This is a genomic window from Providencia sp. PROV061, from assembly GCF_011045655.1.
GTDB classification, from domain to species: Bacteria; Pseudomonadota; Gammaproteobacteria; order Enterobacterales; family Enterobacteriaceae; genus Providencia; species Providencia hangzhouensis.
The window spans coordinates 3,984,151-4,006,416 of the sequence record NZ_CP042861.1 but is presented as its reverse complement, the minus strand read 5'-3'; the positions used below and the strand labels follow the sequence as shown (position 1 = coordinate 4,006,416).

21 protein-coding genes are annotated in these 22,266 nt (G+C 38.2%); 17 read left to right on the top strand and 4 right to left on the bottom strand.

Features of this window, described 5'->3' with window-relative positions; all coding sequences use genetic code 11:
* Positions 1–56 precede the first annotated feature (56 nt).
* Together FVA72_RS18520 and FVA72_RS18515 are read right to left on the bottom strand one after the other, a co-directional pair.
* Positions 57–962 (bottom strand): LysR family transcriptional regulator, encoded by a 906-nt coding sequence (locus FVA72_RS18520; RefSeq protein ID WP_110591167.1) that lies wholly within the window; start codon positions 960–962, stop codon positions 57–59.
* Positions 963–1,043: 81 nt separating this feature from the next.
* Positions 1,044–2,039, bottom strand: coding sequence for a nitrilase family protein (locus FVA72_RS18515; RefSeq protein WP_110592558.1), 996 nt, complete (start codon positions 2,037–2,039; stop codon positions 1,044–1,046).
* Between the two features lie 1,293 nt (positions 2,040–3,332).
* On the opposite strand from FVA72_RS18515, the gene FVA72_RS18510 reads away from it, so the two are divergent.
* The 6 genes from FVA72_RS18510 (at position 3,333) to FVA72_RS18485 (ending at position 9,195) form a co-directional block, all read left to right on the top strand.
* Positions 3,333–3,569: a helix-turn-helix domain-containing protein gene (locus tag FVA72_RS18510; protein ID WP_004259130.1), complete on the top strand. Its 237-nt coding sequence runs from the start codon at positions 3,333–3,335 to the stop codon at positions 3,567–3,569.
* A 214-nt stretch (positions 3,570–3,783) separates the two neighbouring features.
* Positions 3,784–4,341, top strand: a complete 558-nt coding sequence (locus FVA72_RS18505; protein ID WP_004259129.1) for a fimbrial protein — start codon at positions 3,784–3,786, stop codon at positions 4,339–4,341.
* A 78-nt stretch (positions 4,342–4,419) separates the two neighbouring features.
* Positions 4,420–6,915 carry a fimbria/pilus outer membrane usher protein gene (locus FVA72_RS18500; protein ID WP_110591168.1) on the top strand — a complete coding sequence of 832 codons (2,496 nt, stop codon included), beginning with the start codon at positions 4,420–4,422 and terminating at the stop codon, positions 6,913–6,915.
* Positions 6,916–6,926: 11 nt separating this feature from the next.
* On the top strand, positions 6,927–7,655 hold the full coding sequence (locus FVA72_RS18495; protein WP_004259120.1) for a fimbrial biogenesis chaperone: 729 nt from the start codon (positions 6,927–6,929) through the stop codon (positions 7,653–7,655).
* Positions 7,656–7,740: 85 nt separating this feature from the next.
* Positions 7,741–8,217, top strand: a complete 477-nt coding sequence (locus FVA72_RS18490; protein ID WP_226617002.1) for a fimbrial protein — start codon at positions 7,741–7,743, stop codon at positions 8,215–8,217.
* A 12-nt stretch (positions 8,218–8,229) separates the two neighbouring features.
* Positions 8,230–9,195, top strand: coding sequence for a fimbrial protein (locus tag FVA72_RS18485; RefSeq protein ID WP_004259112.1), 966 nt, complete (start codon positions 8,230–8,232; stop codon positions 9,193–9,195).
* Between the two features lie 212 nt (positions 9,196–9,407).
* On the opposite strand, the gene FVA72_RS18480 is transcribed toward FVA72_RS18485, so the two are convergent.
* Complete coding sequence (locus FVA72_RS18480; protein WP_004259110.1) at positions 9,408–11,054, bottom strand: fumarate hydratase; 1,647 nt, start codon at positions 11,052–11,054, stop codon at positions 9,408–9,410.
* Positions 11,055–11,969: 915 nt separating this feature from the next.
* Here FVA72_RS18480 and potA point away from each other — a divergent pair.
* The 4 genes from potA to potD all read left to right on the top strand — a co-directional run bounded on the left by potA (position 11,970) and on the right by potD (position 15,923).
* On the top strand, positions 11,970–13,079 hold the full coding sequence (gene potA, locus FVA72_RS18475) for a spermidine/putrescine ABC transporter ATP-binding protein PotA (protein WP_004259102.1): 1,110 nt from the start codon (positions 11,970–11,972) through the stop codon (positions 13,077–13,079).
* Positions 13,066–13,929, top strand: coding sequence for a spermidine/putrescine ABC transporter permease PotB (potB, locus tag FVA72_RS18470; protein ID WP_004259100.1), 864 nt, complete (start codon positions 13,066–13,068; stop codon positions 13,927–13,929). Before potA ends, potB begins: the two co-directional genes overlap by 14 nt.
* Positions 13,926–14,714 carry a spermidine/putrescine ABC transporter permease PotC gene (gene potC / locus FVA72_RS18465; RefSeq protein WP_004259098.1) on the top strand — a complete coding sequence of 263 codons (789 nt, stop codon included), beginning with the start codon at positions 13,926–13,928 and terminating at the stop codon, positions 14,712–14,714. The genes potB and potC overlap by 4 nt, the downstream gene beginning before the upstream one ends.
* A 159-nt stretch (positions 14,715–14,873) precedes the next feature.
* On the top strand, positions 14,874–15,923 hold the full coding sequence (gene potD / locus FVA72_RS18460) for a spermidine/putrescine ABC transporter substrate-binding protein PotD (protein ID WP_094961560.1): 1,050 nt from the start codon (positions 14,874–14,876) through the stop codon (positions 15,921–15,923).
* A gap of 239 nt (positions 15,924–16,162) precedes the next feature.
* On the opposite strand, the gene FVA72_RS18455 is transcribed toward potD, so the two are convergent.
* Positions 16,163–16,720: an NADPH-dependent FMN reductase gene (locus FVA72_RS18455; protein ID WP_094961559.1), complete on the bottom strand. Its 558-nt coding sequence runs from the start codon at positions 16,718–16,720 to the stop codon at positions 16,163–16,165.
* A gap of 303 nt (positions 16,721–17,023) precedes the next feature.
* On the opposite strand from FVA72_RS18455, the gene FVA72_RS18450 reads away from it, so the two are divergent.
* The 7 genes from FVA72_RS18450 to FVA72_RS18420 all read left to right on the top strand — a co-directional run bounded on the left by FVA72_RS18450 (position 17,024) and on the right by FVA72_RS18420 (position 22,248).
* Positions 17,024–17,596: a TetR/AcrR family transcriptional regulator gene (locus tag FVA72_RS18450; protein ID WP_036958231.1), complete on the top strand. Its 573-nt coding sequence runs from the start codon at positions 17,024–17,026 to the stop codon at positions 17,594–17,596.
* 79 nt (positions 17,597–17,675) lie between these two features.
* The gene (locus FVA72_RS18445; RefSeq protein WP_094961558.1) at positions 17,676–18,518 is read left to right on the top strand and encodes a transcriptional regulator; all 843 of its coding nucleotides are present in this window, start codon (positions 17,676–17,678) and stop codon (positions 18,516–18,518) included.
* Positions 18,515–19,033, top strand: coding sequence for a FidL-like protein (locus FVA72_RS18440; protein WP_004259073.1), 519 nt, complete (start codon positions 18,515–18,517; stop codon positions 19,031–19,033). The genes FVA72_RS18445 and FVA72_RS18440 overlap by 4 nt, the downstream gene beginning before the upstream one ends.
* 635 nt (positions 19,034–19,668) lie before the next feature.
* Complete coding sequence (locus FVA72_RS18435) at positions 19,669–19,947, top strand: BMC domain-containing protein (protein ID WP_004249182.1); 279 nt, start codon at positions 19,669–19,671, stop codon at positions 19,945–19,947.
* Positions 19,948–19,967: 20 nt separating this feature from the next.
* On the top strand, positions 19,968–20,252 hold the full coding sequence (locus FVA72_RS18430) for a BMC domain-containing protein (RefSeq protein ID WP_004259066.1): 285 nt from the start codon (positions 19,968–19,970) through the stop codon (positions 20,250–20,252).
* 15 nt (positions 20,253–20,267) lie between these two features.
* Positions 20,268–20,546: a BMC domain-containing protein gene (locus FVA72_RS18425; protein WP_004259063.1), complete on the top strand. Its 279-nt coding sequence runs from the start codon at positions 20,268–20,270 to the stop codon at positions 20,544–20,546.
* A 70-nt stretch (positions 20,547–20,616) separates the two neighbouring features.
* Positions 20,617–22,248 (top strand): acetaldehyde dehydrogenase (acetylating), encoded by a 1,632-nt coding sequence (locus tag FVA72_RS18420; protein ID WP_110591169.1) that lies wholly within the window; start codon positions 20,617–20,619, stop codon positions 22,246–22,248.
* Positions 22,249–22,266 lie beyond the last annotated feature (18 nt).

Genomic DNA, 22,266 nt, shown 5'->3' with positions numbered 1-22,266 from the left:
TAAATATCAAAGTTCAAATATTTAATATATAGGAATTACGGAGAGGAATTACGGAATTATTCTGATTCACTCTCTCTTGAAAATGTTCCATAAACTTCATCAATCAATTCATTGATGGTGTTTTGCCATAATTTAGGCAATGAAGCCTGCCATACCACATCAATCCCCCATTGGGCTTGTTCACAATGTTGAATTGGAATAAAGCGGATATCTTTTGAGCTAATATTTCTTGCACTATAGGGTAAAAGACTTATGCCAACCTCAGCGGCTACAAGGGCAATTAATGTTTGAATATCATTTGCTTCCTGAGAGGGTGTAATTGATAAGCTTTCATATTGTAGGTAGCTCTGAATTTGCTGATGAAGCTTTGAACCACGCTCTGCGCGTAATAACAATAAAGGAAAATGGGTTAGATATTCTTTCATTGATAATAAAGAGACCGATTTTTGTGCTACTGCTAAGGCAAGAACTTCAGATTTTAATGTTTTGCTCTCTAAGTTATCGGTTGTTTTAAAAGCAAATTGACGAGTAAAAGCAATATGCAATTCATGGGCTTGTAGCTGTTTCTCCATTTCGTGAGAAGGCATATCATCCAGTTGGATTGGAATATTTGGTAATTTTTCACGTAGCCGTGCCACAAAGAAAGAGGCTTCTTGAAATGTTGATATACCAAACCCGACGGTTAACTTTATAGGGGGCTGTTCTCGAAGCACTGCGGATTGGTGTAAAAATTCAGTGGTTTGAGTGAGTACTTGTTGTGCATAGGGAAAAAGTATTTTCCCATGAGGAGTCAATATTGCACCATGACGTCCCCGCTCAAATAGTACTATATCCAATTGTTTCTCAAGAAGTTGAATTTGTTTTGTTAAAGCTGGCTGACTAATATATAGGCGTGATGAGGCTTCGCGGTAATTTTTTGTCTCTGCGAGAGTGATAAATGCACGGAGTAGTCGAGTATCCATAGTTGTTAGCCAGTTCCTGATAATAGAAGACGCTATAACATTTCTATTATGAATGCTATAGCGAGCCATTGACTTTAACTATTATTGCTTTTCTTGATGATAAGGGGAATTCTCAGAAGCAAAACGGACATGGCGAATATCCGTTTCGTAACCCAGAGTTTCAGTGATGATTCGGTAGAGCTCAGGGCGTCTTCCGGTTAACCAGCGACGGCCATTCGAGGTAGGCAATAAATCTAATTCAAGATCCGCGATGACGATATCATCATCTATTGCGCAGCTTTCTTTAATTACTCGTCCGTAAGGGTCTATGATCATGGCGTTTCCGGTTCGAATTTCATCATCATCTAAGCCAACTCCATTACTAAATAAATAAAACACGCCATTATCGTGGGCTCTGGAGGGTAACCAGCGCATTAGCCATCCGCGCCCATGTTCCCCTTGACATGCATCTAATAATGCTTGAGGATTTTGTTTTCTATTTTCCCAGAGACGAAGGTCGAGCGGTTTCATGCCATGAGGGCTACTCGAATGAGTTCCACCTGTTTGATGGGGGGCAAGAATAATATCTGCACCAAGTAGCGCGTTGACGCGTGGATTTTCAATTAAGTTATTATCCCAGCAAATTAAAATACCAACTTTTACTTCCCATGGCGTATCGAAAACAGTGTAATTGTCTCCGCTATGAATGGCGGGGTGCTCAAAGGCATGTAATTTACGATGAGCGTGGTATTGGCCATCTGGCATACAAGCGACCCAAGTATTGTAGCATTTGCCATCTAACCCTTTTTCAATCAACCCAACCCCGATAATCATGTCTAATTCAATGGCCCGTTGGCGGATTAATGCTAATGACGGGCTATCATGTAAAGTTTCACTTAAAGCATAAACGGCATCATCTGGTAGCTTCGGCACGTGCCAATAACCAGTAATACACATTTCAGGTAAAACCAGTATTTTTACCTTCTGTTGGGCGGCTTGAGTAATAAACTCATGGATACGTTCTAAATTGTAGGTTTTGTCGCTAGGACGGTGTTGGAACTGGACAGTTGCAACCTGAAGCTGTGATTGTGCTGGCATCATTTTTATCTCCTTAGTTAGGGAAATAAAAACATGTAATTTGAGCTAAAAATAATGAGTTATTTTCTCATTCCATAACGATAGGTTATTGAATGAATCTGTCTGGTCACCAATATTAGCATTTTTATACATAAATTAACGTAAAAAGAGATGTTGAAATATATATAATACGGAAAAATAGCCTAGTTAAGTGTAATCTTCCTAGGTTGTCCATTTTGGTTTAAAGCGTATCAGGTCAATTATTCCTCAATGAAATGCTTTCATTTAGTGAATCAAGCATACAAATGCTCTTTATTCTCGGTATTAAAAGCACAAATTTAACCTAAGCTATATGTGAAACATACAATAATAGTAAGCATTTACTTTGTTGTTTTGACTGATTTCTTGTGAAAGTGCGAGGTAAAACTCTTGTTTTACTCGTTTTATAGCTCCCTGTAGTGCAATTATTATGTTTTCTTTTTGTTATATTTCATTTTTACCTTGTTGATCTGCAATAGACTTTTGTGTTTTGTTACAATTGGAAACAAGTATAACATATTGTTATTTATACGTTATTTTTGTTGGTGATTGTTGTTTTTTACTCGAAATGTGAGTTATCGATGGCTATTAATATTGTTATTACTCTTAATATGAATAACTTGATTTATTTATGAGTAGATAGCGACCAATAAAAAAAAATTGCAGTTTTTTATATCCTATAACTCTTATTGTGAGTAATTAAAAATACTATTAAATTAAATTAAATTAAATTAAATGATAAGAATAAAAAAACCATTGTTAGTTGTTTTTTTGAAGCAAACATTAAAAATGTAAAAAATAAATTAATTTATAAAAATAAGTATATAAAAATACTTAGGAATCAATGAATACCATATAAAATTAATTATAAATGCCTTCATTCCATTATAAATTAAGGCGTTGTTATATTTTTGGATGTTACCATTGATAGTGGTAATTTGTTATTTTTCTTTAATATCAATTAGTTGTATATTATTTGTTTATTTAAAAAAGAATAATAACTAATATGAATTATGTGTTTTTTATCTTATATGATAATGCAAACTAAAAAAATGAAATATTGATAGGTTTCAGTGGCTTTAATTTATTCTATCGATCGTTACAAACAGTTTTACTTTTATATATTGAAAACTATAATTAACTCAAATTTCGTGTTTTAATTGGTTTGTTCTTTTTTGATTTTTTATATAATCAGTGCAATTTATTATGTGAAATTTTTTGATTTGTAATATAATTTAGCCATTTAATATTTTAGGTTATTTTGGGCTATTGTTGATGATAAATGTAAATCGTATAGTAGGCAGAGAGATTAGAAAAAGAAGAAAGCATTTAGGGCTTTCAGGCATCGAATTAGCTAATCTTGTTGGTGTTAGCCAACAACAGATTTCACGTTATGAAAGGGGTGAGTGCAATATAAATATTGAAAACTTGCACACCCTTGCTAACGCTTTAGATACAGAAATGATTTGCTTTTTTATTGATGATGTTTTTATCAATAAAGAAAGTAATTAATTTAAAAAATTAAGAGTAATCTAATTATAAAAATATTCATATTTAAGGTTAACTAAATATCTAAAAAAATAAAAATGTAGTGTTTTTATTTTTTTAGTAAAAATCTAACTTTCTTATTTTTACCTTTACATTCTCAGCAAATAAATATCAACCTAGTAATTTATTGATTATTAGGTGATTGGTACATCTGTCGTCTTTTTATAGGAAAATATAAATGAAATTAACTAAGATTGCATTAGCTACAATTATCGCTTCTTCATTTGGTATTGCACAGGCAGCACCTGTAGATCAAGGTAGTGGTGTCATCAATTTTACTGGTAAAGTTATTAATGCACCTTGCTCAATCCCAGGTGACGGTACAATTAACGTTGACCTCGGCCAAGTTGCAAATAAAGTATTAGAAACTGGTAACAAATATAGCCAAAGCGTTCAATATAATATCCAGTTAGAAAACTGTGATTTAGGTGAAGTTAAAGATGCTAGCGATGTAGTTGTCTTCCCTGCAGTTAGCAAAGTTAAAGTAACTTTCACGGGTACTCCAGATACTACAGCAAAAGAATTACTGGCTAATACAGGTACTTCTAAAGGTGTTGGTGTTCGTTTAATCAACGCAGATGGCGCAACAATGAAAGTTGGTGATACCAGTGTTGAGCTGCCATTAGCGGATGGTCCAAATAAATTAGTATTCAGTGCACGTGTTGAAGCAAATGGTAGCAAAGTTGAAACTGGTAGCATCATTTCTCAAGCAACTTACGCTTTAAACTACCTGTAATTTTTTATTTAAAATAACAGGCATATATTTGCCTGTTATTTTTCTTTCTTTATTTTTATTTTTCTTACAGGGAACATCATGTCTCTATTTCCTCAGTTTAAAATAAATAAAATATTATTTTCGATTGCTTTGGCATTTTCCTTTTCTGGAATGTCTAATGCAGTGGAATTTAATATGAATATTATTGATGCTAAGGATAGAGATAATATTGACTTAAGTCAGTTTTCTAACCCAGACTTTATTCCTGCAGGTGAATACCTAACGGATATTACATTAAATGGTCGAAAATTATCAGGGCAATATTTAATTAAATTTATTGAAGAGAGTAAAGATACCTCAACACTCTGTGTTACACCAGAGATGGTAAATATTTTTGCATTAAAAAAGAAAGTTAAGGAAGAACTTCTGCAAAATAATAATGGCCAGTGTATTGAGCTATCTAAAAATTTAGATATTAATTATCGCTTCGACAAAGCTAACCAGAATATCTTATTTTCTATTCCTCAAGCTTGGTTAGAATATGATGACCCGTACTGGGTTCCACCTTCCCAATGGGAAAATGGAATTATGGGTGCATTTCTTGATTATAACCTGTTTGCCAACTATTCCGCTCCTAAAAATAATAGTGAAACATTCAGTGGTAGTAGTAACGGTACCGCAGGCGTTAACTTAGGGGCTTGGCGTTTCCGCGCTGATTATCAATATCAATATAATCGTTCCCAAGGTAAAACGAATGAACGGTTTGATTGGACTCAGTTATATGCCTTTCGTGCTTTGCCTCAAATGGGTGCAAAAGTTTTACTTGGTGAGTCTTATTTGAAGACTGACTTATTTGATAGTTTTCGCTTTATAGGGGCATCTATTTTTAGTGATAATCGAATGCTTCCACCGTCACTACGTGGTTACGCGCCTCAAGTGACGGGTATTGCTAAAACGAATGCAATGGTGATTATTTCACAGAATGGGCGTGTGATTAAACAAGTTAAAGTCGCTCCAGGGCCATTTAATATTCAAGATATTACTGAAGCGGTGCAAGGCACTTTAGATGTCACCATTGAGGAAGAGGACGGTTCAAAAACCACTTATCAAGTGACGGCGGCATCGCTGCCGTTTTTAACTCGTCAGGGGCAGCTGCTTTATAAATTTACCATGGGGCAATCTGACCCATTTGGCCGCTCGCAGAAAGTTGACCCTAAGTTTATTGTAGGGGAAGCTTCCTATGGTTTATTTGGTGACACATCCATCTTTGGCGGGTTAATTGCTACGGTAGATAATAACAATTACCAAGCGATAAACTTAGGAATAGGGCAAAACATGAATATGTTTGGGGCTATTTCCTTTGATATTACTCGCACTCATGCAAATGTAGATAACTTTGGCTCTTACTCGGGTAACAGCTACCGTTTAAATTATTCTAAACGTTTTGAATCTACCAATTCGCAGGTCACATTTGCAGGTTATAAGTTTTCTGAAAAAGAATTCTTAACTATGCCTCAATACATTGATGCAGCGAATGGTGTGCTTGATTTTAGACGTGACAAAAACGTGTATACCGCGTCTTTTAACCAATATATCAGTCCGTTGGACTTAACTGTCTATTTTAATGCTTCTCACCATCAATTTTGGAATAGTGAATCTACAACAAACTTTGGTATGAGTTTTAGTAAGTTATTTAGCATAGGGCAAATTAAAAACATTTCCGGCACCTTATCACTTAATAAAATTAAATATGAAGAGACGGATGATAATCAAATTTACCTTTCTTTCTCCATGCCACTTGAAAATGGTGCGTCAGTCAGTTACGACGCTCAATATGCAGATAATGACCATAGCTTTGGCCAATCGGTAGGTTATTACAGCCCGAACGAGAATAATAACTACTGGAGTATGCGTGTTGGTGGTGACCAGCACAAGCTTGGACGTGCTGAGCCAAATATCAGCGGTAGTTATCAATATTCATCGCCTTATGGCGTATTGAATGTTAATGCGACAGAGAATGTGAACTCATATCGTGCTTTTGGCGGTAGTTGGTATGGCTCCATGACAGCAACGAAATATGGCGCAGCTATGCACCGTAACGGGACTAACAACGAACCTCGAGTGATGATTGATAGTGACAATGTCGCTGGGATTTCTATTAATAATGGTGAATCTGTCACGAACCGATTTGGGATTGGTGTTGCGACAAGCTTAAATAGTTTTTCTAATTCAGATGTTTACATTGATATGAATACACTGCCTGACGATGTGGATGTCAATGACAACATTATTGGTAAAACATTAACTGAGGGTTCAATTGGTTTTCAGAGAATAAAAGCGAACCAAGGAAAACGTATTTTAGCAGTTATCCGTTTGAATAATGGGAATTATCCACCGCTTGGTACCAGTGTGACTGAATTAAGTACAGGAAGAGAAGTCGGAATTATTGCAGATAGTGGTGTTGCTTATTTAACGGGTGTGGCTCCAGAAGAAAGCTACATAGTGAAATGGGCTGCTGGCGCAAACCAATGTAGTTTGAATTTACCTAATATTGCCGAAAAAAATCAGGGGAAAGTCCTGATCCCTTGCCAATAAAGGAATGATGTATGAGTAAAAAGTATGTAGTAGCTTTAGGATTTTCATTAGTTTTTGTCGGCATGCAAGTTGCGTCTGCTGCGATTAATATTGACCGTACACGGATCATTTTTCCAGGCAAAGATAAATCAATCAGTTTGGTTATTAATAACCAAAGCAAAACAATGCCCTACTTAGCTCAATCTTGGATGGAAGATGAAAAAGGGAATAAGGTTTCTGAACCTTTTACAGTTTTACCTCCAATGCAACGCGTTGAGCCGAATGCTAAAAACCAAATTAAAATTATTAAAACAGAGGGAATAGATGCTCTTCCACAAGATAGAGAATCTCTGTTCTATTTAAATGTGCGTGAAATTCCACCGGTGACAGATAAAGAAAATGTCGTACAGATTGCGATTCAAAGCCGTCTCAAAATGTTTTATCGACCACCTCAAATCGAAAATAACAGCGATAAAGTATGGGCTAAAGAGCTGAAATATACGCACACAGGTGGGCAATTACTTATTGAAAATCCAACTAAATATTATGTGACATTGGGTTATCTCAGTAATAATAACCAGAAAAATTTTCCTGGTTTTGAAAGTGTGATGATTGCCCCGCTTTCTAAGGAAAGTGTTCCCGTACCAGCAAGCAGTTTTAATCAGTTATATACCGGTTATATGGATGATTACGGTGGCATGAAAATGTTGACTTACCAATGCGCTGCGTCGACCTGCCAGCTGTCAAAAGAGAGCCAATAGGATTTTAGATATGAGAAATTGCTACTTTTCAATATGTCTTTTTATGCTATCTCTATGTGGAAGCCAAGCTTATGCAGATAGTAGCATGATGAGAGGTGATCTTAATTTTACGGGAAATGTGGTGGCATTGCCTTGTAAGATTTCATTTTACTCGATAGATCAAAATATTGAATTAGGACCAATATCTCTGAATTATTTTAATGAAATTGGAGACAGAAGCCCTAAGCATGAAATCAAACTAAAGTTTGATGATTGTATTTTTCCAAAACGCAATCGCGATGATAGGGTTCCGGTTGTTCGGATCATGTTTATTTCAGAACCAACTGAAAGTACAGACCGTAATTTATTTGGTGGTAAAACCATTCTAAATGGTTATGGGATTCGATTAATGGATAAAGATGGCAATATTGTCCCCAATGGTGAATACCGTAGTTATCCAATCTATTTTGATGATAACCAGCAAATTACGATTTATTCCATGCTAGAGAGTTATCTACCAAGAAATGAATTAACAGTGGGTAATATTAAAACGCAAATTACCTTAAATATTACTTACATATAAGGTGTATAAATCATGATACACAAGTTTATTCAAAAATATGGTTTTTATATTTTATTTCTATTCGTTTTTATTAGCCCAAAAACCTTTGCATTAGATTGTGTGGAAAAGGGGACTGGAGTCGTCGAAAAACCCGCAGTTCCTGTAGGTCAATTGGCCATTCCTGCTGATACAACGGCAGGTTCTATTATTTGGCAATCCGACCCTTTAACAGTAACCGTTTATTGTGACAATGTACTTGGTAATGCTGTTGACGTTGTTCATATGTATTTTAATCCGAAATCTCAAAAACTTGGGACAGGGTTATTACTAGGCGCGAATTACCAAGGCCAACAATTGGAACAAAATGAGCAGCGTGTCAACTTAGGGACTCCACCTATTCGCCGCGGAGAGAATGTCACGGTAACAGTGACTTTTACACTATATATCAAAGTGACGGGTATTGTTCCTCCTTCAGGTAACTACACAGGGGATAACCAATTTACGGTTTTCCAGTTTGATGGAAGTGGTGGGATAAACCATACCAATGGTGCAAAAAACTTGAAGTATTCTATTACTGGGCTACGAGGTATTCGCTTCCTCAAGTGTGGGGCTGATATTAAAGTTTACCCAGAGTCACAGCAAATTGACTATGGTCAGTTAATGATCACTGAGCTTAATCAAGGAAAAGAGTTTAAAAAAGATTTTCAGATACAAGCGGTGAAGCGGGGCTGCTTAGATAATTTTTCCATGAATATTAACTTCGAAACTACAGACCCGTTAAATGGAGAGTATGCCATTGATCTAAAAAACGGGACTAATTTAATTATTTCGGATGATAAAGCGGAAAAAATAAAATTTAATTACTTCCAGTTTTTCGGAACACTCCCCTTAGGGAGTACATCGATTACACGTGACTACAGTGCGACGGTTAAAAAGGTGGGAGCGGTAAAAACAGGACCATTTAGCGCCTCAACGATTGTCCGTATTAACTATTATTAACATTAATCCGAAGAGATGACTAAAAATACATGATGAAAATCAATAGATTGATTTTCGGCTGATAACGCAAAGCGGGAAAAATCACACTGTTATCCCACGTTGTCAACAACCAAAGAGCAGGCCAAAAGCCTGCTCTTTGCTATGTTACATCGTTATGTAGTGATATAGGCTAACGAAATTTAGCGCATTCCTTTGCGCTAGAGTGGCAAATCTTATTTAACGCATTTACTGCAAGTCTCATTTTGGACTTGTTCAAAGAAGTTATTGCCTTTGTCATCAACGAGAATGAATGCAGGCAGCCCCTCAACTTCCATTTTCCAAATTGCTTCCATTCCTAATTCTGGATACTCAAGGCAATTTAAACTTTTCACATATTCTTGAGCGAGAATCGCAGCTGAGCCACCGATACTACCTAAATAAAACCCTCCGTGTTTTTTACATGCATCAGTTACTGCCTGAGTTCGGTTGCCTTTCGCCAACATTAGCATGCTACCACCGTGGGATTGGAACAGGTCAACATAGGGGTCCATGCGGTTACCGGTTGTCGGGCCTAAAGAACCGGAAACCATATCTTCTGGTTTTTTGGCAGGTCCTGCGTAATACACCATGTGGTCTTTAAAATATTGAGGCAATTCTTCACCGTTATCTAAACGTTCTTTAAGCTTAGTATGCGCAATATCTCGAGCAATAATCAGTGGCCCGCTGAGAGAAACACGTGTTGATACCGGGTGTTTACTCAGCTCAGCCAAAATATCTTTCATTGGGCGGTTGAGGTCGATATGTACCACTTTTCCTTCAGCTTGGTTACGCATAGATTCAGGAATGTATTGGGCTGGGTTATGCTCCATTTTTTCAAGCCATAAACCGCTTTTGGTAATTTTAGCTTTAATATTACGGTCGGCAGAGCAAGAAATGGCTAAACCGATTGGGCAAGAGGCACCATGGCGAGGTAAACGAATAACTCGTACATCGTGAGCAAAATATTTACCACCAAATTGTGCGCCAAAACCAAGATGACGAGAAGCTTCTAATAACTCATTTTCTAGTTCAATATCACGGAAAGCACGGCCGTACTCATTACCTGTGGTTGGCAGGTTGTCGTAGTATTTTGCAGAGGCGAGTTTGGCGGTTTTCAGTGTTGTTTCCGCTGAAGTACCGCCGATAACGAAGGCAATATGGTAAGGCGGGCAAGCTGTTGTTCCTAAGTTCCGCATTTTTTCAATTAAGAAATTTTTTAACTTGGCTGGGGTTAATGTTGCTTTTGTTTCTTGGTAAAGTGCTGATTTATTTGCTGAGCCGCCGCCTTTGTTAACAAATAGGAAGTGATATTCATCGCCTGTGGTCGCAAAAATGTCAAACTGTGCTGGCAGGTTTGTGCCAGTATTGACTTCATTAAACATATCTAGCGGTGCATTTTGAGAAAAACGCAGGTTTTCGTGTTGGAAGACATTATAAATCCCTCGAGAGAGGTACTCTTCGTCATTGCAGTCTGTCCAAACTTGTTGGCCTTTTTTCCCAACAACCGCAACCGTTCCTGTATCTTGGCAGTTTGGCAAAATACCTTTTGCAGAAATTTCAGCATTGCGAAGTAATTGTAACGCCACGTATTTGTCGTTTTCGCTGGCTTCTGGGTCTTGTAAGATAGCGGCGACTTGTTTCTGGTGCGCAGCTCTTAAAAAAAACTGGGATTCATAAATTGCGTGTTCTGCAAGGAGAGTTAATGCCTCAGGTTCTATCTTTAAAATTTGCTTACCAGCAAATTGTTCTACAGAAACATATTTATCAGAGACTTGGAAATACTCAGTTTTATCCTCAGATAATGGATAAGGTTCTTGGTAAAAAAACTCTTTATTAGCCATTTTGCTCACTCACATATTAATTTCAGTGGAATTTCCAAAGGTAATCACCCGAAGGCTTATGTTTATTCTTTAATTGATTTAACTCGAAAGATACAAAGTAAAATTTATAGGTGTAATAATGAAACAAAAATCACAAAATAAGTTACTAAAAGTTACAGTTTAGATTGAAATTATATCAATTTGATTATTATATTCAAAGAGATGCAAAGGATAATATGATATTGGTTAAATTTATTGAGATAAAAAATAAGGATTAATGAAAATTAGATTTCAATCACATAATAATATTATCAACTGCGACTTTAATTATTTGTTATAGATGTTACCAGTTATTGCCTTTGTTCTATATATAATCACGATATATATCTACTGGATATAACTACCATCAAAACTCGACGAGTTAGTTATGGTAAAGGCTTATTGTATTTTTATCTCGCATGAAGTTTTAAAATTTATATCATTAAATATATGAATTAAAAAATTAAAAAATTAAAAATAATAAAAACTATTAATTCCATAATTATTATTATTTTTATTGTGAATTGTTTTAACTCTATGAATTCCATTGGATTTGACTTAAGTTTTATCTTCGGATGTATCATGTAAATCTATAGATATGGACAGACTGATTCTATATATCGCTATGTCGCTTATTTTTCTCAAAAATCTGTTTTATTTATTGAGAATTCATAATGAAAGGCAAACGAAGTTGTGAAAATGGCTTTCAATTTGCAAAAACAGTGTTTATCATGCATGCCTTATGAAGTTTAAATGGCGCTACTGGTTTTGGGCTTTGCTGGGGAAATTATTTACTTATGTTACTTAAGTTGACAGAGTAAACCTCCGACAAGCTTATACAGTCTTTAACGGTGGCGGTTCTATCTGCATTATTCCTAGGGATAGAGTGTATAATAAATGACTGAGACAACCTCTCTGACACCACTCATTGAATTAAAATCTTTAAGTAAAGGTTTTGATGGCAAACAAATTATTTCTGAGCTTGACTTAACCATTCAGAACGGTGAGTTTTTGACCATTCTGGGGCCTTCTGGTTGCGGTAAAACGACTGTTTTACGTCTTATTGCAGGACTAGAAGATGCCGATGGCGGTCAAATTATTCTTGATGGTCAAGATATTACGGATATTCCAGCGGAAAACCGTTTTGTAAATACCGTCTTTCAAAGCTACGCTTTATTTCCTCATATGACAGTCTTCGACAACGTGGCATTTGGCCTGCGCATGCAAAAAACGCCTGCGGCTGAAATTCAAAAGCGTGTCGACCAAGCCTTGCGTATGGTGCAGCTAGAAGATTTTGCTGAGCGTAGACCCAACCAACTATCTGGTGGTCAACAACAACGCGTGGCGATAGCCCGTGCGGTAGTGAATCGCCCGAAAGTCCTACTACTGGATGAATCATTGTCTGCGCTTGATTATAAACTGCGCAAACAAATGCAAAATGAGCTAAAAGCGCTTCAACGAAAACTGGGGATCACGTTTATTTTTGTGACCCACGACCAAGAAGAAGCCTTGGCCATGTCTGACCGTATCATTGTGATGCGTGAAGGGAAAATTGAGCAAGACGGTACTCCTCGCGAAATCTATGAGGAACCGAAAAATCTGTTTGTAGCTCAATTTATTGGTGAAATTAATATTTTTGATGCGAAAGTATTGTATCGCATTGATGATAAACGTATTCGAGCCAATGTTGAAGGGCATGAATGTGATATTTTCACTGAGCTCTCTGTCAAAGAAGGGCAACACGTCAGTGTGTTATTACGTCCTGAAGACTTGCGCGTTGAAGAAGTGAATGATGCAGATAACCATCCGGGGCTGATTGGCTACGTTCGTGAACGTAACTATAAAGGCATGACGTTAGACTCAGTGGTTGAAATGGAAGATGGCAAAATTGTCATGGTTAGCGAATTCTTTAATGAAGATGACCCCGATGTCGACCACTCCCTTAACCAAAAAGTTGCTGTGACTTGGGTTGAAAGTTGGGAGGTAGTTCTGGATGATCATTCGTAAACATAAAATTTTGCAGAACGTTATTATCACTGGGGTGGTCGCCTGGCTGCTGCTATTCGTCTTCTTGCCTAATATCATGATTATTGGCACTAGCTTTTTGACGCGTAGCGACACCAACTTAGTTGACTTAGTTTTTACGTGGGATAACTATGTTCGCTTGTCTGACCCGATGTATGCAGAGGTCATGCTGCACTCGCTCAATATGGCGGTGATCGCAACCTTTTTCTGTTTAGTTATTGGCTATCCATTTGCCTTTATATTGGCAAAGCTACCTAAACGGGTGCAACCTTTGATGCTGTTTCTGTTAATTGTGCCATTTTGGACCAATTCATTGATTCGTATCTATGGGTTAAAAGTTTTTCTCAGTACCAAAGGGTACTTAAATGACTTTTTACTGTGGGTTGGTGTTATCGATAAACCGTTGAAAATTATGTATACACCTGAAGCCGTCATACTAGGTCTCATTTATATATTGTTGCCGTTTATGGTGATGCCGCTGTATTCAAGTATTGAAAAGCTGGATAAGTCATATATAGAAGCTGCAAGAGATCTCGGTGCGAATAAATTTCAACGGTTTGTGAAAATCATCATTCCTTTAACGATGCCAGGTATTATCGCAGGCTGTTTGCTGGTTTTATTACCGGCAATGGGGCTGTTCTATGTCGCGGATTTAATGGGTGGTGCGAAAAATCTACTGATCGGTAACGTAATTAAGAGCCAGTTCTTAAATATTCGTGATTGGCCATTCGGGGCAGCAACCAGCATTTTCCTCACGGTGATGATGGGGTTATTGCTGTATGTGTATTACCGAGCAGCTAAGCTTCTGAATAAAAAGGCATATGAAGAATGATCGGACGTACTCTGCGTGGTGGCTTCATGGCCATCATCTACGCTTATCTTTATATTCCAATCATCATTTTGATTGTTAATTCCTTTAATGAGTCGCGTTTTGGTATTCAGTGGCAAGGGTTTTCAACCAAATGGTATGAATTACTAGCTAATAACGATAGCTTATTAGAGGCTGCGGGGCATTCATTAACCATGGCGGTTTTGTCAGCGACTTTCGCAACAGCCATTGGCACATTAACCGCCGTTGCATTATTTCGCTATCGCTTTAGAGGAAAACCTTTTGTTGGTGGCATGTTATTTGTGGTCATGATGTCACCTGATATCGTCATGGCGATTTCGTTATTGGTTCTATTTATGATCCTTGGGGTCTCGCTAGGTTTTTGGTCATTGCTTTTTTCCCATATTACATTCTGTCTACCCTTTGTAGTGGTGACGGTGTATGCAAGGTTAAAGGACTTTGATGTGAAGATGCTAGAAGCTGCACGTGACCTCGGTGCGGGTGAGTTTACCATCTTAAGGAAAATCATTTTGCCATTAGCGCTCCCTGCGGTTGTGGCAGGGTGGCTACTGAGTTTTACATTGTCGATGGACGATGTGGTGGTTTCGTCATTTGTTACGGGGCCAAGTTATGAGATTTTACCATTGAAAATATATTCAATGGTAAAAGTCGGGGTCTCCCCAGAAGTAAACGCATTGGCGACAGTATTGTTGATTATGTCTTTACTGCTCGTTTGTTTAAGCCAATGGGTGATGCGGGATAAATACTCGAAAAAAGCGAAATCATAAATGAGTGATGGTGTTGGTTTTTTCTATAACAGCGCCTTTTTGATGCCATACGGCGAGAGGGTGGGCTTTATTTAGCCTATAAGATATATACCCTAAATAATTCAAGTGGTTACTTGATGCATTAAGGGATAAAAACACTTTGTTGAGGGAAACTCAGTAATGAAAAAATGGTCCTATCTACTGGCAGCAGGGTTAATGGCTGCAAGTATTGGCACGGCAACTGCCGCTGACGATAACAAAGACGTACTGTATTTCTATAACTGGACAGAATATGTTCCCCCCGGTTTATTAGAGCAATTTACCAAAGAAACGGGCATCAAGGTGATTTACTCCACCTATGAATCAAACGAAAGCATGTATACCAAGTTAAAGACCTATAAAGAAGGGGCTTATGACTTGGTGGTGCCTTCTACTTATTTTATTGCCAAAATGAGTAAAGAAGGAATGCTACAAAAGATTGATCAAAGCAAATTAACCAATTTTAAAAACCTTGACCCAAACTTAATCCATAAAGAATTTGACCCGAATAATGATTATTCAGTGCCTTATATTTGGGGTGCGACAGGGATAGGTATTAATGGTGAAGCTGTTGACCCACAGTCTGTCACCTCGTGGGCGGATTTTTGGAAACCTGAGTATAAAAATAGCTTGCTGATGATGGATGATGCACGGGAAGTTTTCCAAGTTGCGCTCACTAAATTAGGTTATTCAGGTAATACGACTGATCCGAAACAAATTGAAGAGGCGTATAAAGAGTTGCAAAAATTACGCCCAAATATTTTAGCCTTCAACTCTGACAACCCAGCAACACCATTTATTGAAGGTGAGGTTGATGTGGGAATGTTGTGGAATGGTTCTGCATTCGTCGCGCGGCAAGCTGGCTTACCGATTGAAGTGGTGTGGCCAAAAGAAGGTGGGATTTTCTGGATGGATAGCTTAGCTATTCCTGCTAACGCCAAAAATGTGGAAGGGGCCCATAAGTTAATTAATTTCTTATTGCGTCCAGAAATTGCGGCTCAAGTGGCTGAATCTATTGGTTACCCAACACCAAATTTAGAAGCTAAAAAATTATTACCTGCTGAAATTGCTAATGACCCATCACTTTACCCAAGTGAAGAAGTTCTGCAAAAAGGCGAATGGCAAAGTGATGTGGGGAATACTAATATTATTTATGAAGAGTATTTCCAAAAGCTAAAAGCAGGACGTTAATTATTGTTTTAGTCGCAAGCTAAATAGGGTTTGAAGATAATAAAAAGGCATCACGATTGTGATGCCTCAGACTGCTGACAAACATATTATGTTTGGCGGCAAGTCGAATAGGTTTTGAAAATAAATTAGGAAAATCAATTTATTGATTTTCGGCTGATAACACAAAGTGGGAAAACCACGCTTTTATCCCGCTTTGTCAACAACCTCAGGCATCACGATTGTGATGCCTTTTTTAATGGCTAACGTTTGGCATTATGACCAACAAACTTCACAAAGGTATCTGCCCACGGTTGTAGGAAATCTTTACTTTTGGGTGAAATATTACCTTGTTCATCAACCATTCCTTCATACCACTTCAAATAGCACTCTGGTTGGTTCATTGTCGGCATATTCAAAAATGCCAAGCTATTACGCAAATGTTGTTGTGCAATAGCTGTACTAATATTGCCAATAGATACCCCTAGTACTCCAGCAGGGATGCCATCCCATGAATTATCTCCCCATGGGCGAGAGCCTTGGTCAATCGCATTTTTCAATACGCCAGGCATTGAACGGTTATATTCTGGGGTGGCGAAAATAATGCCATCACAGGCTTTAATTTGAGATTTGAAATTAGCCACAACAGGAGACACATTTTGGTCTGCATCTTGGTTATAGAGAGGGAGTTCACCAATATTGATAAATTTAAACGTGAAATTTGTGGGGAATAATTTAGTCATGGCTTTAGCGACAACTAAATTATATGAATCAGCGCGCAAACTACCCACAATGACACCAATATTGTATTGATTTGACATGATAAAACCTCTTTCACGGGGAGTTAATTAGGAATACTGCAAACCGCTATTTATTGAATAGAGCATTGTTTCACTCTCACTATTAAACATCATAATCTGAGGATGTGCAAAACTAAGTGAAATTAAAATAGATAACTAAATATCAAAAATATTTGATATTTTTAAATTAATTATGGGGTTACAACTTATCATAATTCGATATTGTGAGTCCTCTTCCACTATTTAGATTTACCCATGAACAAATCAGGGTTACTTGATTTTAGTCAAAATGAAACATACCGACTGGTCGGTATCATTCATTGCATGAATAAATCTGCTCAGCATAGAAAAAAAGATCCCATTAAGCTTCAAGTGGAGTTACTGAAAGCTGCTCGTATTATTGCTGGCAGAGAAGGGATCTCTTCACTCTCACTTAATGCAGTGGCAAGGGAAGCGGGTGTTAGCAAAGGCGGGTTAATGCACCACTTCCCAACGAAGCAAGAGCTTATTCATGCACTGTTTGTGCAATTGCTGGGGATTATGGATGAGAGAATACATACCATTATGGATAATGACCCAAATCCCTATGGGCGTTTTTCTCGTGCTTATTTGCACTATATTGGTGAGTTAAAAGAATCTGATGAAAGTTTTCAGCTCGCGTTATTGTCTTTGGCTATGCCAACTGAGCCAGTGTTACGTCAGTGCTGGCGAGATTGGGTAACCAACCATTTGGAAAAGGGGGATGAGTTCGATAACAGTTATTTAGGCGCGTTAGTGCGTTATGCGGCTGATGGGTTGTGGCTTTCGTCATTGACTGAGGGAGAAACGTTATCACAGCAAGAACGTGATGCGATTGTTAGCCGGTTAACGACAATATCATTTGAACAAATTCCATAAGTAAAAATAGCACGTAAGTAAAAATAATAGTGGTAATGATAGTGCAATTTTATTCATAAAATAAGCACATGAGGCGACAGTGAAATATAAAATCAATGCTTTCATTCTATATGATGCAGTTGATGGCACTTTATCTTTAAAAGAAGATGAGGTGGATGCACAACTGTCGATAACGGCTAATGCGTTGTTGTTTTATTTTATTCAACACAGAGGTGTTGTTTCCCGAGATGAGGTGTTAAAAGCGGTATGGGATGATAATGGATTAGTTTCATCGAACAGTAATTTAAACCAATATCTAAGTATATTAAGAAAAGCATTTCGTCCATATGGTATTGAAAATATTATTGTGACGGTGGCGAGGGGGCGATTAGAGTTTAATTCAGATGTTTCACTTGAATTAATTGATGATATTAAAATTCCTCCCTCTGAGTTAATCCCTAGCTTAAGTGAAATAGAAGAGGCTAAGGTTGTTTTATCCCCAATTCCCAAACCTATCTCTGAGCCTGCAGACCTCAAAAAAATAGAATCAACATTGACGCCAGAAAAAAAAGAAATCTGTTGGTATCTCGCTAGCGGTGTCTTTTTATTGTGTTCCGTTTTACTCGCGGTCATGGCTTATTTATCAAACCAGCCGTCAGTACCGATTAAGATGACAGTACTTGAGCACACTAATTGTGATGTGCTATCGAATGAAAAAATGATCAATAACTCTGTCGCACTAAACTATGTACAAAATTTTGATAAGGTTAGAAATAACTTAAATTTAGCCTGTGCCGAGAAAGAACGGTTTGTTTTTTTCTATGGAGATAAATTGCAGACTAATGGATTGGGTCGAGTATTTCTTGCACATTGTGCAGTAAATGAAGATAACCCATTTAGCTATTGCGATAATTACTTTTACTATTCTTGGAAACCATCATGAAGATATCAGGAAAAGTATTATGCTTACTGAGCTTTTTGCTATTTATTATTGTTGTGATTTACACTCAATCGGTCTTACTTTCCAATAAACAAGATGGTTTATTAATGTGCTCGACAAAAGGCATTATGCGTTTTGAAAATATGCAGGATGAAAACGTTAATGGCAATATTCATTTCAATTTTGGTGCCAATGGCAAAGGAGCCATCGTTGTTGAAGGATATACCGATTCTAAAGCGGGCTGGTTGTACTTACAGCGCTATGTGAAATTTAGTTATACAACAAAACGAGTTTCTCCCACAGAGCGCCATTATAATATCAGTCAATGGGAAGCAAGTGCTTCTTCTATTGATGAATCACCAGATGTGATATTTGATTACTTTATGCGAGAAATGTCAGATAGCCATGACGGGCTATTTCTTAATGCCCAAAAGCTCAATGACAAAGCTTTATTACTCAGTTCAATTAACTCTCCACTTTATATCTGCACGTTAAAGCCTGGCAGCAAATTTGATTAATTCAGTTCTCATTAAATAAATAAGCTTAGCGGTGAAGCCGTTCACTTCATCGTTAACTGACAATCCCACTTCCCTTTATTTCCTATTTTGTCGTATTCCCTGCTGTAGTATTCACAAACTGCAATATCCTCAATTTAGCTATAAATTGACATCATGACAGGTAGACTATCTCTTGGTTAGAACCTAACTCGCGGATATCTGATGTAGGCAAAGCTTATAACCGAGTGAGCAGACCCACAGTTATCATTTCACAAATTACCCCCCTTTATCAGCTCAATAATATTTTATTAACAATCTACCTAGCTAACGCTAAATCTTTATTTAGCCCATTTTTATCTGCAACACAGATGCGTGAATTTTTAATTTTTTCAGTATGAATATGTAAATAGCTTAATTAATTACTCTAATTTTCAGGTTAAAAGACTAAATATTGTCGTTTTATGGATTTATATTTTGTTTTTATTTTTCGGTTCTATAGTGAGTTTGAAGCCAAAGGCTGCGTTCAATAGATCACCGCGCAGACACCATTGGCGTAAATGATTACCCAGATATTTCAAGGGACATGTACTCGGACACATTAGCTTGGAATATCGAAGGTAAAGAAAAATAAAGAAGGCTTCTCGGAGGAAACAACAATGGGTGATGCATTAGGTCTTATTGAAACAAAAGGTCTGGTGGCTTGTATCGAAGCGGCTGATGCGATGTGCAAAGCGGCGAATGTAGAGCTAATTGGTTACGAAAATGTCGGTTCAGGCCTCGTTACTGCAATGGTTAAAGGCGATGTCGGAGCAGTCAAGGCAGCCGTCGATTCAGGTGTTGAATCAGCACAGCGTGTTGGTGAAGTTGTGACTTCACTAGTCATTGCTCGTCCACACAACGATATCAATAAAATCGTTATTAAGCATAAGGCATAACTTTTTCCGGAGGAAAAAACATGGGTGACGCATTAGGTCTTATTGAAACTCAAGGGTTAGTGGCTTGTATTGAAGCTGCAGATTCGATGTGTAAAGCCGCAAATGTTGTGCTGATTGGTTATGAAAATGTTGGGTCAGGTTTAGTTACCGCCATGGTCAAAGGCGATGTAGGTGCGGTGAAAGCTGCCGTGGATTCAGGTGTTGAATCCGCCTCTCGTATTGGCACCGTCGTGACATCACTGGTTATCGCTCGTCCTCATAGTGATATTCAGAAAATCGTCGCCCAGTATAAAGTCACGGAATAAAACAGGAAATTACTTATGAAAGAAGCACTTGGTCTAATTGAAACCAAAGGTTTAGTGGCTTGTATTGAAGCTGCTGATGCCATGTGTAAAGCCGCAAATGTTGAGTTAATCGGTTATGAAAATGTTGGCTCAGGTCTGGTAACAGCGATGGTTAAAGGCGATGTCGGTGCCGTTAACGCAGCGGTTGAGTCAGGTGTTGAGGCTGCAAAACGTATCGGAACCGTGGTGACTTCACGCGTGATTGCGAGACCACACAACGATATTGGCAAAATTGCACAGCAACACAAAGCCTAAGTAATTGGCTGATAAAGCCAATCACACGACAAGTTAATGAATTAATTTTGGCTCCGATACGGGGGAAGACATGGTTGCATTAGACAAAGATCTGCAATCCAGACAACTGGCAAGAGAGCTAGTTAGAAACGCGAAACAAGCGCAGAAAGAGTTTGCGACATTTTCGCAGGAAAAAATCGATAATATCGTTAAACACATTGCAATTGAGTCCGCACTTCATGCAGAAGAGCTGGCAAAAATGGCCAATGAAGAGACTGGGTTCGGTAAGTGGCAAGATAAAGTCCTGAAAAACACTTTTGCTTCAATGCGTGTTTATGAACACATTAAAGATCTCAAAACCGTTGGCATCATTAATGATGACAAAGTCAACAAAGTCATGGATGTGGGGGTTCCTCTTGGTGTGATCACGGCGTTAGTTCCTTCTACTAATCCAACATCTACCATCATCTACAAAACGTTGATTGCCTTGAAGGCGGGTAATGCCATTGTCTTTTCCCCTCATCCAAATGCCAAAGCTTGCAGTTTCCGCACATTAGAAATTGTCAAAAAAGCCGCATTAGAAGCGGGTGCGCCAGCAGGAATTGTCGATGGCGTCACGATGCTAACTCTTGAAGCAACGAAAGAGCTGATGCACAGCAAAGACGTTTCTTTAATTTTGGCAACGGGAGGTGAAGGCATGGTACGCGCTGCTTACGCATCCGGTACACCAACCATCAGCGGTGGTCCAGGTAATGGCCCTGCATTTATTGAACGTAGTGCCAATATCAAGCAAGCGGTGAGTGACATCATCACCAGTAAAACTTTTGATAATGGTGTTATTTGTGCTTCAGAACAATCGATCATTGTAGAACGCTGCATTTACAACGAAGTTCATCGTGAACTGCTCGCTCAAGGCGCTTACTTCATGAATGAAGATGAAGCGAAACGCATGGCATCCATGTTGCTTAGAGCGAACGGTACTATCAACCCTGAAGTCGTTGGTAAAGATGCTATCACACTGAGTCAACGTGCAGGCTTCACTGTTCCGGCTAACACACGTGTGTTGATTGCTTTACAAGACACCGTATCACCGAAAAACCCATACTCCCGCGAAAAATTATGCCCAATTTTAGGGATGTATATCGAGGAAGATTGGCAGTCAGCTTGTCATCGTGTGGTTGACTTACTGACCAACGAAGGCCTCGGTCATACCTTGGTGATCCATACGCAGAACGAAGATGTTATTCGTCAATTCTCTCTGGAAAAACCCGTCAATCGTATTTTGATCAATACACCAGCGGCACTGGGCGGAATTGGTGCAACGACCAATATCACACCTGCTTTAACGCTCGGTTGTGGGGCAGTTGGTGGCGGTTCTAGTTCAGATAACGTCGGCCCGATGAACTTGCTGAACATCCGTAAAGTCGGTTATGGCGTACGTTCCATTGATGATTTAAGACAGCCAGCTCAGCCTTGTGCACCTGCACAGCCAACAGCATCAACTTCGGTAAATCAACCGCAAGTGAGTATTTTTGATGACAACCGTTTCCGTAACCCTGTTACGGCAGCATCACCAGCCGCGGCTAACCCAACTGGCGATAACCGATTTGGCAGCACTGTAACAACGGCTGCGACTGCTGAGGCGGTGGTTTCTCAAGGTGACATCACTGAAGAAAATGTTGAGCAAATCATCAAGGCTGTTCTCGGACGCCTAAATAAGTAACTCATTGGAATAAGGCGG

What these genes read in the sequence shown, in the direction of transcription:
- FVA72_RS18495 (WP_004259120.1), top strand. Translation starts at nt 6,927, where the DNA reads ATGAGTAAAAAGTATGTAGTAGCTTTAGGATTTTCATTAGTTTTTGTC.
- FVA72_RS18500 (WP_110591168.1), top strand. Translation starts at nt 4,420, where the DNA reads ATGTCTCTATTTCCTCAGTTTAAAATAAATAAAATATTATTTTCGATT.
- FVA72_RS18450 (WP_036958231.1), top strand. Translation starts at nt 17,024, where the DNA reads ATGAATAAATCTGCTCAGCATAGAAAAAAAGATCCCATTAAGCTTCAA.
- potD (WP_094961560.1), top strand. Translation starts at nt 14,874, where the DNA reads ATGAAAAAATGGTCCTATCTACTGGCAGCAGGGTTAATGGCTGCAAGT.
- potB (WP_004259100.1), top strand. Translation starts at nt 13,066, where the DNA reads ATGATCATTCGTAAACATAAAATTTTGCAGAACGTTATTATCACTGGG.
- FVA72_RS18515 (WP_110592558.1), bottom strand. Translation starts at nt 2,039, where the DNA reads ATGCCAGCACAATCACAGCTTCAGGTTGCAACTGTCCAGTTCCAACAC.
- FVA72_RS18520 (WP_110591167.1), bottom strand. Translation starts at nt 962, where the DNA reads ATGGATACTCGACTACTCCGTGCATTTATCACTCTCGCAGAGACAAAA.
- FVA72_RS18510 (WP_004259130.1), top strand. Translation starts at nt 3,333, where the DNA reads ATGATAAATGTAAATCGTATAGTAGGCAGAGAGATTAGAAAAAGAAGA.
- FVA72_RS18435 (WP_004249182.1), top strand. Translation starts at nt 19,669, where the DNA reads ATGGGTGATGCATTAGGTCTTATTGAAACAAAAGGTCTGGTGGCTTGT.
- potA (WP_004259102.1), top strand. Translation starts at nt 11,970, where the DNA reads ATGACTGAGACAACCTCTCTGACACCACTCATTGAATTAAAATCTTTA.
- FVA72_RS18505 (WP_004259129.1), top strand. Translation starts at nt 3,784, where the DNA reads ATGAAATTAACTAAGATTGCATTAGCTACAATTATCGCTTCTTCATTT.
- FVA72_RS18440 (WP_004259073.1), top strand. Translation starts at nt 18,515, where the DNA reads ATGAAGATATCAGGAAAAGTATTATGCTTACTGAGCTTTTTGCTATTT.
- FVA72_RS18430 (WP_004259066.1), top strand. Translation starts at nt 19,968, where the DNA reads ATGGGTGACGCATTAGGTCTTATTGAAACTCAAGGGTTAGTGGCTTGT.
- FVA72_RS18455 (WP_094961559.1), bottom strand. Translation starts at nt 16,720, where the DNA reads ATGTCAAATCAATACAATATTGGTGTCATTGTGGGTAGTTTGCGCGCT.
- FVA72_RS18420 (WP_110591169.1), top strand. Translation starts at nt 20,617, where the DNA reads ATGGTTGCATTAGACAAAGATCTGCAATCCAGACAACTGGCAAGAGAG.
- FVA72_RS18490 (WP_226617002.1), top strand. Translation starts at nt 7,741, where the DNA reads ATGATGAGAGGTGATCTTAATTTTACGGGAAATGTGGTGGCATTGCCT.
- FVA72_RS18485 (WP_004259112.1), top strand. Translation starts at nt 8,230, where the DNA reads ATGATACACAAGTTTATTCAAAAATATGGTTTTTATATTTTATTTCTA.
- FVA72_RS18480 (WP_004259110.1), bottom strand. Translation starts at nt 11,054, where the DNA reads ATGGCTAATAAAGAGTTTTTTTACCAAGAACCTTATCCATTATCTGAG.
- FVA72_RS18425 (WP_004259063.1), top strand. Translation starts at nt 20,268, where the DNA reads ATGAAAGAAGCACTTGGTCTAATTGAAACCAAAGGTTTAGTGGCTTGT.
- potC (WP_004259098.1), top strand. Translation starts at nt 13,926, where the DNA reads ATGATCGGACGTACTCTGCGTGGTGGCTTCATGGCCATCATCTACGCT.